Origin of the sequence: Pseudomonas sichuanensis, from assembly GCF_003231305.1 — a bacterium.
GTDB classification, from domain to species: Bacteria; Pseudomonadota; Gammaproteobacteria; order Pseudomonadales; family Pseudomonadaceae; genus Aquipseudomonas; species Aquipseudomonas sichuanensis.
This window is the reverse complement of the sequence record NZ_QKVM01000006.1, coordinates 137,431-154,118: the sequence shown is the minus strand read 5'-3', so window position 1 is coordinate 154,118 and position 16,688 is coordinate 137,431. Positions and strand designations below refer to the sequence as shown.

Here is a 16,688-nt window from a genome sequence, read left to right as displayed (position 1 = left end):
TTTTCGTGCGCATCGCAAGAAGGGTTACTTCTTGGAACGGCCCTTGAAGCTGTTGTCGCGAGTGTCGATGTCGATCCACTCGTCGATCTGGATGAAGTCGGCAACCGAGATCTCGGTACCGTTCTTCAGCTTGGCAGGCTTCATGACCTTGCCCGAGGTGTCGCCACGTGCGGCGTTCTCGGTGTAGACAACCTGACGGCTGATGGTGGTCGGCAGTTCTACCGATACCAGGCGGCCTTCGAAGAACACGGCTTCGCAGATGTCTTCCATGCCTTCTTCGATGTACGGCAGAACGGCGTCGATGTCTTCGGCGTTCAGTTCGTACATGGTGTAGTCGGTGGTGTCCATGAAGGTGTACGAGTCACCGCTGATGAACGACAGGGTCGCTTCTTTGCGATCCAGGATCACGTCGTCCAGCTTGTCGTCCGCACCGTATACGGTTTCGGTCTTGTAGCCGGTCAGCAGGTTCTTCAGCTTGGTCTTCATGATCGCGCTGTTACGGCCCGACTTGGTGAACTCAGCTTTCTGAACCAGCCACGGGTCGTTATCGATCCGCAGTACGGTACCGGGTTTCAGCTCTTTACCAGTTTTCATTACGAAGTATCCGAATCTGGATGGATTTATAAAAATCGAGGCCGCGTATCATAGCGAATTTCGGTAAAACTGTACCAGTCTCGTGGCGAGGTCCGGCTGAGCGGCCTGTTCGGCGCGCCACTGGCGGGCATGCGTGCACAACTCGGCCCAGTGCGGCTGCAGCCTTTGCCAGGCCAGCCCCATCGGCTGATCCATGTTCCAGGCGCGCCACATCGCGGTCAGCGCCTGGCCGGCAGCGTCCGACAACCCACGACGGTAAATGGCCAGGAAGGCTTCGAGCTTTTCCCAGTGGGCGTTCTCTTCCTGGATATAAATGTGCCACAGCATCGGCGCGCCGGCCCATTGCGCACGCACGAACGAATCCTCGCCGCGCACGGCGTTGAAGTCGCAGCTCCACAGCAGCCTGTCGTAATCGTCCTGGCTGACGAACGGCAGTACCTGCACGGTCAAGGCGCCGCGCCGATGCAAGGCCCCTACGGGCAGCGCAGGCTCATCCAGCCAGCGGCCCAGGTCACCCAGGATGCGCCCCTGCGGTACCAGCAGGTGAACAGGCTGCGCATCGGCCGCCAGCGCATCGAGCCAGTTGCACAACTGCGGGTTCTCGTAGGCGAACAGCGATATCAGTCGCGCGCCGTCCTCGGGCACAACGCCCAACTCGGCGAGGAAGCTCGCGCGCTCGAACGCCTCGCGGCGTGGCAACAATGAACGTTCGCGCAACAGGCCACCGGTTTTTTCAGTGAAGCCCGGGAAGAAGAAGATCTTGCGCAGCCCGTTGGCCTGCGGCGAGGGCAGCCCATGGCAACCCTCGACCCAGTCCTCGGCACTGAGGTAGTCCAGGTTCAGCCACAAGGGCGGCTTGGGCAGCCGGGCCATGGCCTCGACGAACGCCGGCGGCAACTGGCAGGCAAAGGCCCCGATCACCACGTTTGCAGGCTCTGCGCCCTGCCATTCGGCGGCCCAGCGGCGCACCTCGACGCCCTCCTGCCATTGCTGCTCGGCATCGCAGTCCAGCGTCGGGCACAGGCGTGCGAAAGACTGCAGGTCATCCACCCACAGGCGCACGCCCAGCCCATGCTCGGCCACCAGCTGGCGGGCCAGGCGCCAGGTCACGCCGATGTCGCCATAGTTGTCGACGACCGTGCAGAAGATGTCCCAGGTGGTTTTCATCGCCACGTCCCGTTACCTGCAAAAAGACCGCGGATTCTGCGCACAAATGCGCGCCGACAAAAGCGCCGCGCTAAAAAAACCTGCCACGCCATGCGACAATGCCGCCATCGATCCGCCCTGCCAGGAGGCCGCCATGCCCCGCTCCCGCGAACTGAAGATCACCCTCAAACCCGTGCAACTGATCCTGTGCGTCGCCTTCGGCCTGTGGCTGGGGGCCATCGCCATCGCCCTGAGCCTGTGGCTGGCGCTGCGCCTGTGGCCGGAACAGGTGCAGCCGGTGGCCCAGGCGGTCGCCCCGGCCATCGTCCAGCCGGCGCCCGCCAGCGCGCCCGCGCAACCGGAAGATGCCCAGGCGCAGATGTTCGAACGCTACAAGGACATCCTGCACCAGCAGCAATTGCAACAGGCGGCCGAAACCGCCCAGGGCAGCCCGCGCAACCTGAACAACCCCAAGTGCCAGTTCTGGCTGCAGCAGAACCGCACCGCGCCGACCGACAAGAGCCAGGCCAACGTGCTGGAGTTCTGCTACTGAGATGAACAAGACCAGCCTGCTGCAGCGCATCATCGCCACCCTCGAGCACGACATGGAAGTGCTGCGCCAGGCGGCCCAGACCGCCTACGAAACGGCCACCGCCGAAGAGAACATCGCCGAGAACAAGTACGACACCCTGGGACTGGAGGCGTCCTATCTCGCCACTGGCCAGGCCCGGCGCACCGCCGAGATCCGCCAGGCGTTGCTGACCTATCAGCAACTGGTGCTGCGCGACTATGACCCGGCGCGCGGCATCCAGATCGGCTGCCTGGTGACGCTGGAAGATGAAGACGGCCGCCAGCGCCTGCTGTTCCTCGGGCCTGAGGGAGCCGGGCTGAAGATTGGCGAAGGTGATGCCCTGGTGACGGTAATCACCCCGCGTGCGCCGCTGGGGCAGCAACTGCTGGGCAAGAAGCTGGATGACGAGGTGAACCTGGTGGTGAATGGCGTCGTGCAGATGCAGTTCATTGTCGCCGTTGCCTGATCCATCGCCATCGCGGGGCAAGCCCGCTCCCACGAGACCGTGGGAGCGGGCTTGCCCCGCGATGGTCATTGCAACGCGTTGAAGCGCCCCGCCAACCCCTGCTCGGCAAACTGCTCCACCACAAAATCGATGAACGCCCGGGTCTTGCCCGGCAACAGCTTGTGTTCGGCGTAATACAGGCTGATGTTGCCATCGTCCACGTACCAGTCCGGCAGCACGCGCTGCAGCCTGCCCTCGGTCAGGTACGGCAGCGCAAACGGCAAACTCACCAGGGCAATCCCCAGCCCCTGACCGGCCACGGCGCAGGCGGCATCGGAGTCGCTCATGGTCATGCTCTGCGGCAATTGCAGCGGGCACTGCTCCTGCCAACGGCTGGTCAGCGGCCAGGCCCGCACGCGGCCGGTCTGCGGCGAACGGATCAGGATACCTGCATGCTGCGTCAACGCGCTGGGATGCTCGATCGGCGGGCGCCCCTGAAGGTACGCCGGCGCCGCCACCAGCACCCGGTGCGCCGGGGTCAGCTTGCGCGCCACCACCCCCAGCGGCAGCTCGAAACCACCGCCGATGGCGGCATCGAAGCCCTGCCCGATCAGGTCGACCTGGCGGTTGTCGAAATGCCAGTCCGGGGTGATCGCCGGGTAACGCCGCAAGAACTCCCCCAGCAGCGGCAGCACATACAGCCGCCCGAACACCGTGCCCATGCTCACCCGCAGCACACCCGCCGGCTGGCCTTCGGCACTGGCCAGGTTGGCCATGGCGTATTGGATGGTGCGCAAGCTGTCGCTGACTTCCCCCAGAAATCGTTGCCCTGCCTCGGTCAGGGTCAGCTTGCGGGTACTACGCTGGAACAACCGCACGCCCAGGCGCGCTTCCAGCTGGGCGACGTTCTTGCCGACCGCCGCCGGGGTCAGCGACAGGCGCCGGGCGGCTTCGGCAAAGCTGCCCACTTCAGCGCTGCGGACAAAGCATTCAAGGTGACTGAACGATTCCATGGCTTGGATTCTCAACCAGCGGTTTACTCAGATGATCGTGATTACCATCTTATCAGTGGGTAATCATCGGTCGATACTGCGCCCATCCAAGGCAACCTGCCTTGCTTGAATACTGGAGATCAGCATGTCCCAAGCACTTCCCCTGAGCGGCAAAGTGGCCCTGGTCCAGGGCGGTTCCCGTGGCATCGGCGCGGCCATCGTCCGCCGCCTGGCCCGCGACGGCGCCAAGGTGGCCTTCACCTATGTCAGCTCCACCGCCACCGCCGAAGCCCTGGCCGGCGAGATCAACAACGCCGGTGGCCAGGCCCTGGCCCTGCGCGCCGACAGCGCCGAGGCCGCTGCCGTGCAGCAGGCCGTGGCCGACACGGTCAAGGCCTTCGGTGGGCTCGACATCCTGGTCAACAATGCCGGCGTGCTGGCGGTGGCGCCGGTGGCCGAGTTCGACCTGGCCGATTTCGACCGCATCCTGGCGGTCAATGTGCGCAGCGTGTTCATCGCCACCCAGGCCGCAGCGAAACACATGGGCCAGGGTGGGCGGGTCATCAATATCGGCAGCACCAACGCCGAGCGCATGCCGTTTGCCGGCGGCGCGCCGTATGCAATGAGCAAGTCGGCGCTGGTCGGCCTGACCAAAGGCCTGGCCCGGGACCTGGGGCCGCAGGGCATCACCGTGAACAACGTGCAGCCAGGGCCGGTGGACACCGACATGAACCCGGCCAGCGGCGAGTTCGCCGACAGCCTGATCCCGCTGATGGCTATCGGGCGGTATGGGCATGTGGAGGAGATCGCCAGCTTCGTGGCCTATCTGGCAGGGCCGGAGGCGGGGTATATCACCGGCGCCAGCTTGACCGCCGATGGTGGCTTCGCGGCCTGAGAAAAGCTCTCCTGGCAGGCCTCATCCCTGTAGGAGCGGCCTTGTGCCGCGAAAGGGCCGCAGCGCGGCCCCAGGATTTCAGCGTTAAAGCAGAAATCGGCGGGGCTGCTCTGCAGCCCTTTCGCGGCACAAGGCCGCTCCTACAGTGGACGTGCAAGCCCGTTTAATCCGTACCCAGGCTCTGCTCCATCACCTCCAGAAACGCCCGCGCCGCCGGCGTCGGGCTGGGCGACCACACGGCATACAAATGCCGTACCGGCGCATCCCGCAACGGCACCACCGCCACCCCGGCAAAACCCCGGGCGATCCGCTCCGGCACCAGCCCCACGGCCATGCCGCGCTGGACGAACTTTTCCACCAGGCGAATATGGCCGATCTCGAACTGCACCCGATGCACCACCCCCGCCGCCTGGAATGCTTCGTCGGTCTGCCGGCGCGCGCCAGTGCCTTCGGGGAAGTCCACCAGCACCTCACCGGCCAGGTCCGCCAGGGCCAACTGCGCCCGGCCCGCCAGGGCATGCGTGGGCGGCAGCACCGCCACCAGTTCCTCGCGCGCCAGCAGGCGATGCTGCACGCCCTGCAGCACTTCGCCCTGCCACAAACCAACAAAGCCCACGTCCAGGCGCCGCTCGCACACATCGGCCATCAACAGCTCGCTCTTGGCGGTCAGCCAGCGCACGTCCACGTCCGGGTGGCGGCCATGGAACACCGCCAGCAGGTCGACCAGGTCGAGCGCGGTGAGCGAACTGATTTCGCCGATCGACAGGCGCCCGCGCACCTGGCCACAGGCGGCGGCCACGTCATCGGCAATACGCCTGGCGGCCTCCAGCGCCGGCCGGGCACTGAGCACGAAGGCTTCGCCGGCGTGGGTCAGGCGTACCCGCCGCGAGCTGCGCTCGAACAGGCTGACCCCCAGCTGCGCCTCCAGCCGCGCCACCTGGTGGCTGAGCGCCGATTGCACCACATGGCAGCGCTCGGCAGCGCGGGTGAAACTGCCGGTGTCGGCCACCGCCAGGGCGTATTCGAGCTGCTTGAGATTCATCGATCTATCTGCTTTTTAGATGGACAAGCTGAAAACTATACATTGGCGTCATGCCAGACACTTCCTGATACTTGTCGCCATTCCACCTTGCCTGCCACGAGACAACCATGAACGCCCCCACTCTCAGCCGCGCCCTGATCCTGCTGATGGCCACCGCCACCGGGCTGGCCGTGGCCAGCAACTACTACGCCCAACCGCTGTTGCACAGCATCGCCGAGCAGTTCGGCCTGAGCACGGCCGGCGCCGGCACCATCGTCATCGCCGCCCAGCTCAGCTATGGCGCCGGCCTGTTGTTGCTGGCACCGCTGGGTGACCTGTTCGAACAGCGCCGGCTGATCGTGACCATGGTGCTGATCGCCACCGCCGGCCTGGTCATCAGCGCCTGCGCCCCCAGCCTGCCCTGGCTGATCCTCGGTACCGCGCTGACCGGGCTGTTCTCGGTGGTGGCACAGATCCTCGTGCCGATGGCCGCCGCCCTCAGCGCCCCGGACCAGCGCGGCCGCGCCGTGGGCACGCTGATGAGCGGCCTGCTGCTGGGCATTCTGCTGGCGCGCACCGCCGCCGGCTTCATGGCCGAGCTGGGCGGCTGGCGCAGCATCTACGTACTGGCCGCGGTGCTGATGGCGCTCACCGCCCTCGCCCTCTACCGCAGCCTGCCGCAGCACCACAGCCATGCCGGGCTCAAGTACCCGGCGCTGATCGGCTCGGTGTTCCGCCTGTTCATCGAAGAGCCGGTACTGCGCCTGCGTTCGCTGCTGGGCTTGCTGGCGTTCAGCCTGTTCGCGCTGTTCTGGACGCCGCTGGCGTTCCTGCTGAGCAACCCGCCGTACCACTATTCCGACGCAGTGATCGGCCTGTTCGGCCTGGCCGGCGCGGCCGGGGCGCTGGCAGCCAACTGGGCCGGGCGCCTGGCCGACCGCGGCAAGGGTTCGCTGGGCACCACGGTGGGCCTGGTGGCGCTGCTGCTGTCATGGCTGCCGCTGGCCTTTGCGCAAAGCTCGCTGGCGGCGCTGCTGCTGGGCGTGCTGCTGCTGGACCTGGCGGTGCAGCTGGTGCACGTGAGCAACCAGAATGCGGTGATCGTGCTGCGCCCTGAAGCGCGTACACGGCTCAATGCCGGCTACATCACCTGCTATTTCATCGGCGGCGCGCTGGGCTCGCTGCTGGGGACGCAGTTGTTCCAGCGCCATGGCTGGGACGGGATCGTCGTCGCCGGGGTGGTGATCGGCGCCGTGGCGCTGGCGGTGTGGGGGTTGGCGGAGCGCAAGCGGGTGAAGTTGCAGCCTGAGGTGGCCTGACCTTCAGGGCCGCCAATGGCTTTCATCGCCGACTGACAAGGGCACCGCAGTGTCTCTTTCGCGGGTAAACCCGCTCCCAAAGGGCCATGCGATCCCTGTGGGAGCGGGTTTACCCGCGAACACGGGCATTGCCCGTGCCAGGCAACGAGGTGTCATCTTCGCGGGTAAATCGCAGCGACGAACCGCCGCTCCCACAGGGGTCACAGCTTGCTGGCGATGAATGCCTCATCCACCCGCGCCAACTGCGTCTCGCTCAACACCCCCGCTTGGTAATGCAGTTTGATCCAGGCCAGCAGATAGTCATACCGCGCCTGGGCCAGGTCGCGGCGGGTGGTGGCCAGCTGTTGCTCGGCATTGAGCACATCCAGGTTGACCCGCTCGCCGCCCTGCACGCTCTTGCGCGTCGACACCACCAACGCCTCGGCCGCCACCTGCGCACGCTCGTAGGCACGCAGGCGGCTGGCCCCGGACTGGCAGGCGTTGTACTGCCTGCGCAGCTCGATCAGGGCGCTGCGGGTAGTGCCGTCCATGGTGTATTCGGCCTGCTCAAGCTGCCGGCTGGCCTGGCGGGTCGAGGCCGAGACAGCGCCACCGGCGAAGATCGGCACGCTGACCTCGATGCCGACGGTGTTGGTGTCGTAGCGCTGGTTGTAGGTATTGCCGCTGTCCGACTCCTGGCGCCGCGAAGTGGCGAACGCGGTGACCCTGGGCAGGTGCCCGGCGCGGTTGCGCTCCACTTCTTGACGCGCCACTTCCACCGCCTGACGCGACGATGCCAGCTGTGGATTGTTGGCCACGGCCCGTTCCTGCCAGGCGTCATAGCCGCTCGGCTCGACCGCCGGCAGGACGAAACCGGCCTGCAGCGGCGCCAGGTCCTCGACCCGCACCGCAGGCTCGCCGATCAACGCGCCCAGCTCGCGCAGCGCGGCATCCTGCTCGTTGCGCGCCTGGATCTCCTCGGCATCGGCCAACTCGAACCGGGCCTGGGCTTCGAGGATGTCGGTGCGGGTGCCTTCGCCGGCATCGAACAGCCGTTGGTTCTGCTGGAACTGCTGGCGGTAGGCCTGTTTGCTGGCCACGCTGATGGCGATCTGGTCCTGGGCGAACAGTGCCTTGGTGTAGCTGGTCATCACCCGCACCAACAGTTGCTGGCTCTGATCGCGGAAGTTTTCGTCGGCGTACAGCGCCTGGGCCACGCCCTTGCGGTAGCTCGAATAGGCTTGGTAATCGAACAAGGGCTGCTGCAGGGTAAAGCTCGACCCCATGCTGTTGTAGGTACGGTCCTCGGTCTGGCGCCGCGAATCCCCCAGGTAGGACACCTCGGAATCGTTGCGCCCGCGGTTGTAGTTGTACGACAGGCTCGGCAGCAGCCCAGCGCGGCCGATGTCACGGTAGGCCTGGCCGGCCTCGTGCTCCTTGAAGGCAGCCAGGTAGGTCGGGTCGCGGCGCAGTGCCTGCTCGTAAACCTGGAACGGCCCCATGGCCGCCTGTGCGGCAGCCGGCAGCCAGGCGCAGGCCGCCAGCAGCCCGATCAATTGCAGCTTGTTCACACGCAGTCCTTATTGTTCGGTCAAGGCGCTGCCTGCACGGTCGAGCAGGGGCTTGAACAGGTAGTTGAGCAGCGAGCGTTCGCCGGTACGTACGAACAGTTCGGCAGGCATGCCCGGGCGGATCGACAGCCCTTGCAGGCGCGCCAGCGCCGCGTCGCTGACGCTGCTGCGCAGTACGTAATACGGCTGGCCGGTGCGTTCGTCGATCAGCTGGTCGGCCGACACCAGCGCCACCTCGCCGGTCACCCTGGGCGTGCGGTTCTGGTTGAACGCGGTGAACAGGATGTCCACCGGCAGCTGTGGCGCCACCTTGTCCACCAGGTTGACCGGCAGGCGCCCTTCCACCTCCAGCGCGGTGCCCTGGGGGACGATTTCCAGCAAGGTGTCACCGGTACGCACCACCGCGCCCTCGGTGTGCACGCCCAGGTTCACCGCGATACCGTCGGCCGGGGCGAGAATCTCGCTGTGCTGCAGGTCGAAACGCGCGGAGTTGAGCTGCTGCTCGAGCGTCGCCGCTTTCACCTGGGCCTCGGCCAGCTGGCTGCGCACTTCTTTCTGGTACTCCTCGCGGCGCTGCTGCAGGTTGAACCGCGCCTCGACGATCACCTGTTCAAGCCGTGCGCTTTCGCCAGCGTTCTGCGCCAGGTCGCGCTGCACCTGCGACAGCTGACGCTGGTACTCCAGCACCCGGTTGCGCGGGATGTAACCTTCACCGGCCAGCGGGCGCAGGCTGTCCAACTGCTCGCGCAACGAATCGGCCTGGGCCTGCAGGTCGCCCCGGGCGCGGCGCATGCCGGCCAGCTGGGCCTGGGAGCCATCGATACTGGCGGCCAGGGCACCCTGCTCGCGGGCCAGGGCCTGGCGCCGGCTGTCGAACAACTGGCGCTGGCCTTCGAGGATCAGCCCCAGCCTGGGGTCGGCATCGGCGCTGAGCTCGGCGGGAAACTGCAACTGGCCGAGGTTGTCGCGCTCGCTCTGCCAGCGCGCCAGGCTGGCGCGGCTCATGCGGTACTGGGCCTGCAGCGCGTCGACATCGGCCTGTACCTGGGTGCGGTCGAGGCGAAACAGCGGCTCGCCCTGGCGCACCTGCTGGCCCTCGCTGACCAGGATCCGGCTGACCACGCCGGCAGCCATGGACTGCACCGCCTTGCGCTTGCCCGACACCACCACCGTGCCTTGCACCGGCACACCCTGATCGAGCGGCGCCAGGCTGGCCCAGGCCATGAACCCGCCAAAGCCGACCAGGGTCAACAGCCAACCCAGGCGCACATGGAAACGCGCATCGCGCTCATGCCGGCTCATGCGCCACCTCCGGCCTGCAATGGGCGTTGCGCCGGGCCCTGGCCAAGGGCGTGGAGAATGTCGCGGGCCGGGCCGAAGCCCTGCATGCGCCCTTCGTTGAGCACCAGCAGTTTGTCGGCCTGGGCCAGTGCCGCGCTGCGGTGCGTCACCAGCACCACGGTGCGGCCCTGGGCCTTGAGCTGCATCAGGGCGCTGGCCAGGGCGGCTTCGCCGGGGCTGTCGAGGTTGGAGTTGGGCTCGTCGAGCACGATCAGGCAGGGGTTGCCATACAGCGCGCGGGCCAGGGCGATGCGTTGTTTCTGCCCGCCGGACAGGTCGGCGCCCGCCTCGCCCAGGCGGGTGTCGTAGCCCTGGGGCAGGCGCAGGATCAGCTCATGCACCCCGGCCAGGCGCGCGGCTTCGACCACTTTCTGGCCGTCCAGCTCGCCGAAGCGGGCAATGTTCTCGGCAATGCTGCCGCGCAGCAGCTCGATGTTCTGCGGCAGGTAGCCAATATGCGGGCCAAGGGCTTCGCGGTCCCATTGCTTGAGCTCGGCGCCATCCAGGCGCACATGCCCGGCCAGGCTCGGCCACACGCCGACCAGCACCTTGGCCAGGGTCGACTTGCCCGAGCCCGAGGCCCCCAACACACCCAGCAGCTCACCCGGCGCCAGGCTGAAGCTCACCTGCGCCAGCGTGGCCAGGTTGCGCCCCGGCGGGCCGGCGCTGAGCTGCTCCACCGCCAGGGCACCGGTGGGTGCCGGCAACGACATGGGCGCCGGCGGCTCGGGGTGATCGTGCAGCAAGCTGCCCAGGCGCTGGTAGGCCAGCTGGGCGCCGCTCCACTGCTTCCACACCGCGATAAGCTGGTCTATCGGGCTGAGTACCCGGCCCATGAGGATGGAGCCGGCGATCATCATGCCCGGTGTCATCTGCCCCTCGATCACCAGCAGCGCGCCCAGGCCCAGTACCAGCGATTGCAGGCACAGGCGCAGGCCCTTGCTGCTGGCGGTGATCACCGCCGAGGTGTCGCTGGCGCGGTTCTGCAGGTCGAGGAAGCGCCCGTGCAGGGCGAACCAGCGCTGGCGCAGGGCGCCGAGCATGCCCATGGCCTGGATGCTTTCGGCGCTCTGCAGCTGGCTTGCGGCGAGCATGGTCGATTGCTGCTGGACGTTGCTGGCCTCGGCCAGGGTGGCATGGGTCAGGCGCTCGTTGAGCACGGCCAGGCCGACCAACAACAATGCGCCGACCGTGGCCATCACCCCGAGCCACACATTGAACAGGTAGATCACCGCCAGGTAGAGGGGGAACCAGGGGGCATCGAAGAAGGCGAACAACGCAGGCCCGGTGACGAACTGGCGCAGTTGGGTGAGGTCGTTCAACGCTTGCCCGGCAGCGCCGTCACGCTGGCGCAAGTTACGCTCGAAGGCCGCGCGATACACACTCAGGTTGAAACTTTTCTCCAACTGGTTACCCACGCGGATAACAATGAAACTGCGCACCGCCTCGAGGGCGCCGATATATACGAAGAAACCGACGACCATCAAGGTCAGCATCCACAAGGTTGTGGTGTTCTGCGAACTCAGTACACGGTCGTACACTTGCAACATATAAATGGAGGGTACCAGCATCAATACATTGATCAGTGCGGTAAAACAGCCAACGCTGATCAAGGTCGACTTGTAGTTGCCGAGCGCCGCCCACAAGGGTGCCCCGGGCTTTTGGCTCGGTTGTTTCATGTTTCGCCCTTATTGGCCCGGCACTTCAAAGTGCCGGACGGGGGTTATGGTTGCTGGCGTTCGAGTATCAGCGGCGTGCCGTCTGGCGCAGTCCAGCCATAGCGCAGGGCGCCCTCGCGGCTGAAGTGCACCACGCTGCTGCCGTCCCCGCCCACCAGAGCCAGGGTGTCCGGGGTTACCAGCCAACTGCCGGGGCGCAGGCCGATCAGCTGCGCGACACATTCCAGATCACCGCCCAGCGCGCCTTCGTTGGCGTCAAGGCGCAATTCACAGGCCTGGGCTTGCTGGCTTTGAGGGTAAAGCTGCCAACGCCCGGCCAGTTGCGCGGGGTTGGGGAGTAACAGGCTGCTGGCCATACTGACCTCGGTCATCACCGTCAGGAGGATCGCCCACACGGCGATCATTGGTTTGCAAAAAGGCATGCGTCAACCTCAGCTCAAAAGGGGCGGCGCACACACGCCGCCCCCTCGTGCATCAGACCACGATGTCGGTGACAGCGGCCTGGCCAACGGTGGTCACCAGGAAATCGCCGAGGCTGTTTCCGGTGAAATCGATGGTCAGGCTGCCCAGGTTGGTGGCCTGGTCGTAGCTCAGGATCGCCTCGCCGGCATGGCCGGTGAAGGCGTTGACGAACTGCAGCGGCAGCTTGTCCACGGCGAAGGCGGCCATGCCCGACAGGTCGATCTTGTCCTGCCCGCTGGTGAAGTCCATGATCCGGTCCGGTGCCGCTTTGGTCGAATCACTGACCGCGCCGAACACGAAGGTGTCCGCGCCGGCGCCGCCCCACAGGGTATCGGCACCGCCACCGCCGTAGATGATGTCGTTGCCGGCCCCGCCCTTGAGCAGGTTGGCCACGGCATTGCCGATCAGCAGGTCGTTGCCCGAACCGCCGAAGGCATTTTCCACGGTGACGCCCTTGGCGATGGACACGTTGCCGACCATGCCGCCCACGTCGGAGAACGACGCCTCGTTGAGGTTGATCTTCTGGTTCTGGGTGAAACCGGAGAAGTCCAGGGTGTCGTTGCCGCCGCCGTCCCACACCGCGAACACCACCTTCGACGACGCCGAGGTGGCCGAGTAGAAGTCGCGGTCGGCCGTGGAGTTGAAGCCATACACCGTGTCGCCCGAGCGGGTCGCGTAGTTGGCGCCGTAGAGTTTCTGGATCGCCGCGATATCGTCCAGCAGTGGCGCCGAGGCGTAGTACTGCCCACCGCCCTTGACGAAGTTCTGCGCGGTGTTGCTCTCGCTCCAGTAGCTCATGACGCTGTAGCCGCGGGTGTCCTGGGCGTAGGTGGCGTCGCGGTAGGTCGGGTTGCCATTGCCGGCGTTGTAGTCGCCGGGGTGGGACAGCCCGAGCACATGGCCGATTTCGTGGGTGAGGGTCTGGCGCCCGTAGTTGCCGGTGCCCGGGGTGGTGTTGACCTGGTAACCACTGTTGATCAGGTACCAGGATTCACCCTTGTGCGAGCCCGGCTGGTCGAACGGCAGGTAGGCGAAGGCCGCGCCGCCGTCGTTTGCGCTGTAGTTGCCGAAGGTCATGTGACCGTCGCCGCCCGACGCCGCCTCGGTGAAGGTCACCTTGGCCACGTCCGCCCAGGACTGCATGGCGAGCTTGGCCTGGTCTTTCTGCAGGCTGCTGAACTGGCTGAAGCTGCCCAGATCGCGGCTGTAGAAGTCCGACGGTGCGCGGTTGAGGAAGGTGTAGGTGAGGCTGATGGTGCCGTCCTTGTTCAGGTCTTTCCAGGCCGCGCCATCGCGCAGGATGAAATCGGCCGCCTGGTCGACGGTGTAGGACGCTTTGCCGTTGATGTTGGCGCCGCCGCGATCGTACTGATGGGCGAAACGGTCGATCAAGCCGGCGGAGGCACTCGGCCCTTGCGGTTGTAACGCAGAAGTGGCCGAAACACTGGCATTAACTTTGACTTTCGACATGCAGGTTACTTCCTTGTTTACGAACAAGCAGTTGATGTCAGACAGGAGTCTCCCACTTGGCGAGTTCATCCTGTCACTCGCCCTTATGAGGCGCAAAAAAACTGACACAAAACGAAACTTTCTGTCCAGCGTTTTCTGACAGGACTTTTTCGTTTGTGAACACCAGCACTGCTATGCCGTTATTTGCGCAAACTGTTATTACCCCGGCAAACCCGGATAAAACCATGAGCCCAATTAATGACTCAGTGGTTTTTTATACACCCGCCCGAAGTTTACTTATGAAAATGCGACCACTTGATGTTCATTCGAAGCATCATTTCGTTTAGGCGCTTTACTGCGCGACAACCGGCCGCACGACCCTCCGTCGCCTGGCCGTTGACTTGCCCGCGCCCACGGCGCTCATTAGGCGCTGGTCAAAAGCCCTTTCCCGACAGGACGACACGATGACAAGACTCACGGTGCAATCCGGCGATTTCTTGCAAGGTGAAGGCGAGTATCGCAACGGAGCGCTCACACTCAAGACCCCGCGCAGCCCCTCGCCTGGCGAGCGCATTTCCCTCGCACGCATCCAGGAGCTGAAGCTGGCCAACCTGGAATCGACCCGCAGCCTCGGCGGCGCCCTGGGTTGGGGCATGGCCGGGGCACTGGTGGCCGGGCCGGTCGGCCTGCTCGCCGGCCTGCTGCTGGGTGGCAAGGAGGACGAAGTGACCTTCATCGCCACCTTCAAGGATGGGCGCAAGCTGCTGGCCATCACCGATGGCAAGACCTGGTCGAAGATCGACGACAACTGGCGCCGGCATCAACGGCCAGTCGCCGCCTGAATTCACCCGGGGCCCACACGTTTTCTCCCTGAGTGCCTGCGTTTGCAGGCACTTGCCCGTGCGCGCCTGTTAACATGGCGCCCTTTTGCATCCACCTGATCGGCGCAACGCCGGCGGGTTGCCCCTGCCCCACACTTGCCCTGCCGACCGCCGCCGACTGATAACGGCGGCGTCGGTATTTTCAAGGAGCCTTGCATGACCCCGCTTCGCCCCCGCCTGCCCCTTGGCCTGCTCGGCCTAGGCCTTGCCCTGCACAGCGCCCATGCCCTGGCAGCAGACAGCGTGACCCTGGCGCCGGTCAAGGTCACCGAGGTGTACGGCAGTGATGGCTACCAGGCCCGCGAGGCGCAGGTCGGCGGGCTGCACAATGCGCCACTGCTCGATACCCCAGCGGCGGTCAGCGTGTTCAGCCGCCAACTGCTCGACGACCGCCAGGTGCGCAAACTGAGCGAAGTGCTGCAAAGCGACGCCTCGGTGGGTGAAAGCTATGCGCCGGTCGGTTACTACGAAAACTTCAACGTGCGCGGTTTCGAGCTCAATGCCGCCAGCAGTTACCGGATCAACGGCCAGACCATCGCCGGCGAGCAGAACGTGGCACTGGAAAACAAGCAGCAGGTCGAGCTGCTCAAGGGGCTGTCCGGGCTGCAAAGCGGTGTGTCGGAGCCCGGCGGGCTGGTCAACTACGTGACCAAGCGCACGCAAGACGTGCGCACACTCAGCGTTTCCAGCAACGAACAGGGCGAACGCTACCTGGCCACCGACCTGGGCGGCTGGTTCGGTGCCGAGCGCCAGTTCGGCCTGCGCGTCAACCTGGCCCATGAAGACATCCGCAGCTATGTCGACCATGCCGACGGCAAGCGCGACTTCGCCTCGCTGGCCGCCGACTGGCAGATCAACCCCGACGCCGTGCTGGAGTTGGACGCTGAATACCAGCACCGCGAGCAGTACTCGGTGCCGGGCTACCAACTGCTGGGCGGCAGCCAATTGCCGCACAATGTCGACCCCAAGGACCACCTGGCCTGGCAGCAGTGGGCCAAGCCGGTGCAGAACGACTCGCTGAACCTGGGCGGGCGTTTCAAGTACCGCTTCAACGATGACTGGAACGGCACCTTGAGTGCGTCGCGCAGCAAGGTGGTGATCGATGACTACAGCGCGTTTGCCTGGGGCTCCAGTGAGGGCGCGTTCTTTGCCAGCAACGGCGACTACGACATCTATGATTTCCGCAGCCCCGATGACACCCGGCGTACCGACGAGGCCCAGGCCATGCTCGATGGCCGCTTCGAGGCGTTCGGCGTAGGCCACGAATTGACGGTTGGCGCCAGCGCCCAGCGTCGCACCCTCGACCAGCGCTCGTACTACAACGAGTGGCTGGGCACGGGCAACATCTACACCGGCGCACCAGCACTGGCGCCGTCCGACAAGCCCATCGGCGACAGCGAACGCCGCCTGGACAGCCGCCAGTACGGCCTGTTTGTCAGCGATCGCATCACCTTCGATGAACACTGGCAGACCGTCATCGGCGCTCGCGAAGTGCGCCTGGACGAGAAGACCTGGAATCAGGACGGCGTTGCCGGCCGCCATACCCGGCAGTATCAGTTGCTACCCAATGCCGCGCTGATCTACAAGCCGCAGGCGGATACCACGCTGTACGCCAGCTACTCCAAAGGCCTCTCCAGTGGCGGCACGGCGCCCTGGTTCGCCAGCAACGCCGCCGAGATCCTCGCCCCCACCCTGTCGCGCCAGCTGGAAGTGGGCATCAAGCGCGACTGGCAGGGCATGAGTTTGAGTGCCGCACTGTTCCAGATCCGCCAGGCCTACCAGTACGCGCAGCCGCAGGACGACGGCAGCTTCACCTATGTGCAGCAGGGCCGGCAGAAGAACACCGGCCTGGAACTGGGCGCCAGCGGCTGGGTGACCTCGAAGCTGCAGCTTCAGGCCAGTGCCGCGGCGATCCGCGCCCGGGTGCAGGACAGCGGCACCGACGCCTACGAAGGCCACCAGGCGATCAACGTGCCACGCCTGCGCGCCGCGCTGCACGCCGACTACGCCCTGCCCGTGCCGGGCCTGGCACTGCTCGGCGGCGCACGCTACAGCGCCAGCAAATACGCCAGCCAAGCCGGCAACGTCGAAGTCGGCGGCTACACCGTGTTCGACATCGGCGGCCGTTACAGCACCCGCATCGGCGGCTACGACACGGTGCTGCGCCTGACCGTGGACAACGTGTTCGACAAGCGCTACTGGCGCGACGTGGGCGACTACCTGGGTGACAACTACCTGTTCCAGGGCGCGCCACGTACGGCAAGGCTGTCGGCGTCGGTCAGTTTTTGAGCATCCCGTGCCTGACACTACCGGACGAAGCCACCTGCACCCGTGCCGGCTGGC

Annotated in this window: 15 protein-coding genes; 6 read left to right on the top strand and 9 right to left on the bottom strand. The window is 65.7% G+C overall.

The genetic code is table 11. From position 1 onward, the window contains the following. Window positions 1-24: 24 nt before the first annotated feature. Both efp and earP read right to left on the bottom strand, forming a co-directional pair. On the bottom strand, window positions 25-594 hold the full coding sequence (gene efp / locus DM373_RS05345; RefSeq protein WP_060483780.1) for an elongation factor P: 570 nt from the start codon (window positions 592-594) through the stop codon (window positions 25-27). A gap of 48 nt (window positions 595-642) precedes the next feature. Beyond that, the gene (gene earP, locus DM373_RS05340; RefSeq protein ID WP_110992589.1) at window positions 643-1,761 is read right to left on the bottom strand and encodes an elongation factor P maturation arginine rhamnosyltransferase EarP; all 1,119 of its coding nucleotides are present in this window, start codon (window positions 1,759-1,761) and stop codon (window positions 643-645) included. Window positions 1,762-1,894: 133 nt separating this feature from the next. Between earP and DM373_RS05335 the strand changes: the two genes are divergently transcribed. Together DM373_RS05335 and DM373_RS05330 are read left to right on the top strand one after the other, a co-directional pair. After that, entirely contained in the window at window positions 1,895-2,293 is a 399-nt protein-coding gene (locus DM373_RS05335) for a hypothetical protein (protein WP_110992588.1), read from the top strand. A 1-nt stretch (window position 2,294) separates the two neighbouring features. Continuing rightward, window positions 2,295-2,777: a GreA/GreB family elongation factor gene (locus tag DM373_RS05330; protein ID WP_110992587.1), complete on the top strand. Its 483-nt coding sequence runs from the start codon at window positions 2,295-2,297 to the stop codon at window positions 2,775-2,777. Between the two features lie 65 nt (window positions 2,778-2,842). Here the strand turns inward: DM373_RS05330 and DM373_RS05325 are convergent, their stop codons facing one another. After that, window positions 2,843-3,769: a LysR family transcriptional regulator gene (locus DM373_RS05325; RefSeq protein ID WP_110992586.1), complete on the bottom strand. Its 927-nt coding sequence runs from the start codon at window positions 3,767-3,769 to the stop codon at window positions 2,843-2,845. Between the two features lie 124 nt (window positions 3,770-3,893). On the opposite strand from DM373_RS05325, the gene DM373_RS05320 reads away from it, so the two are divergent. Then, on the top strand, window positions 3,894-4,643 hold the full coding sequence (locus tag DM373_RS05320; protein WP_110992585.1) for a 3-oxoacyl-ACP reductase family protein: 750 nt from the start codon (window positions 3,894-3,896) through the stop codon (window positions 4,641-4,643). 163 nt (window positions 4,644-4,806) lie between these two features. On the opposite strand, the gene DM373_RS05315 is transcribed toward DM373_RS05320, so the two are convergent. Continuing rightward, the gene (locus DM373_RS05315) at window positions 4,807-5,685 is read right to left on the bottom strand and encodes a LysR family transcriptional regulator (RefSeq protein ID WP_110992584.1); all 879 of its coding nucleotides are present in this window, start codon (window positions 5,683-5,685) and stop codon (window positions 4,807-4,809) included. Between the two features lie 107 nt (window positions 5,686-5,792). On the opposite strand from DM373_RS05315, the gene DM373_RS05310 reads away from it, so the two are divergent. Beyond that, the gene (locus DM373_RS05310) at window positions 5,793-6,983 is read left to right on the top strand and encodes an MFS transporter (protein ID WP_110992583.1); all 1,191 of its coding nucleotides are present in this window, start codon (window positions 5,793-5,795) and stop codon (window positions 6,981-6,983) included. 200 nt (window positions 6,984-7,183) lie between these two features. On the opposite strand, the gene DM373_RS05305 is transcribed toward DM373_RS05310, so the two are convergent. The 5 genes from DM373_RS05305 to DM373_RS05285 are packed head-to-tail and all read right to left on the bottom strand — an operon-like array spanning window position 7,184 to window position 13,485. Continuing rightward, window positions 7,184-8,533 carry a TolC family outer membrane protein gene (locus DM373_RS05305; protein ID WP_425272563.1) on the bottom strand — a complete coding sequence of 450 codons (1,350 nt, stop codon included), beginning with the start codon at window positions 8,531-8,533 and terminating at the stop codon, window positions 7,184-7,186. 9 nt (window positions 8,534-8,542) lie between these two features. Then, on the bottom strand, window positions 8,543-9,835 hold the full coding sequence (locus tag DM373_RS05300) for an HlyD family type I secretion periplasmic adaptor subunit (RefSeq protein WP_110992582.1): 1,293 nt from the start codon (window positions 9,833-9,835) through the stop codon (window positions 8,543-8,545). Beyond that, window positions 9,832-11,553, bottom strand: coding sequence for a type I secretion system permease/ATPase (locus tag DM373_RS05295; protein ID WP_110992581.1), 1,722 nt, complete (start codon window positions 11,551-11,553; stop codon window positions 9,832-9,834). The genes DM373_RS05300 and DM373_RS05295 overlap by 4 nt, the downstream gene beginning before the upstream one ends. A 44-nt stretch (window positions 11,554-11,597) precedes the next feature. Next, on the bottom strand, window positions 11,598-11,975 hold the full coding sequence (locus DM373_RS05290) for an AprI/Inh family metalloprotease inhibitor (protein WP_110992580.1): 378 nt from the start codon (window positions 11,973-11,975) through the stop codon (window positions 11,598-11,600). Window positions 11,976-12,027: 52 nt separating this feature from the next. Then, window positions 12,028-13,485: a serralysin family metalloprotease gene (locus DM373_RS05285; RefSeq protein ID WP_110992579.1), complete on the bottom strand. Its 1,458-nt coding sequence runs from the start codon at window positions 13,483-13,485 to the stop codon at window positions 12,028-12,030. Window positions 13,486-13,928: 443 nt separating this feature from the next. Between DM373_RS05285 and DM373_RS05280 the strand changes: the two genes are divergently transcribed. Together DM373_RS05280 and DM373_RS05275 are read left to right on the top strand one after the other, a co-directional pair. Then, complete coding sequence (locus DM373_RS05280; RefSeq protein ID WP_110992578.1) at window positions 13,929-14,306, top strand: hypothetical protein; 378 nt, start codon at window positions 13,929-13,931, stop codon at window positions 14,304-14,306. A gap of 195 nt (window positions 14,307-14,501) precedes the next feature. Beyond that, window positions 14,502-16,634: a TonB-dependent siderophore receptor gene (locus DM373_RS05275; RefSeq protein WP_110992577.1), complete on the top strand. Its 2,133-nt coding sequence runs from the start codon at window positions 14,502-14,504 to the stop codon at window positions 16,632-16,634. Window positions 16,635-16,688 lie beyond the last annotated feature (54 nt).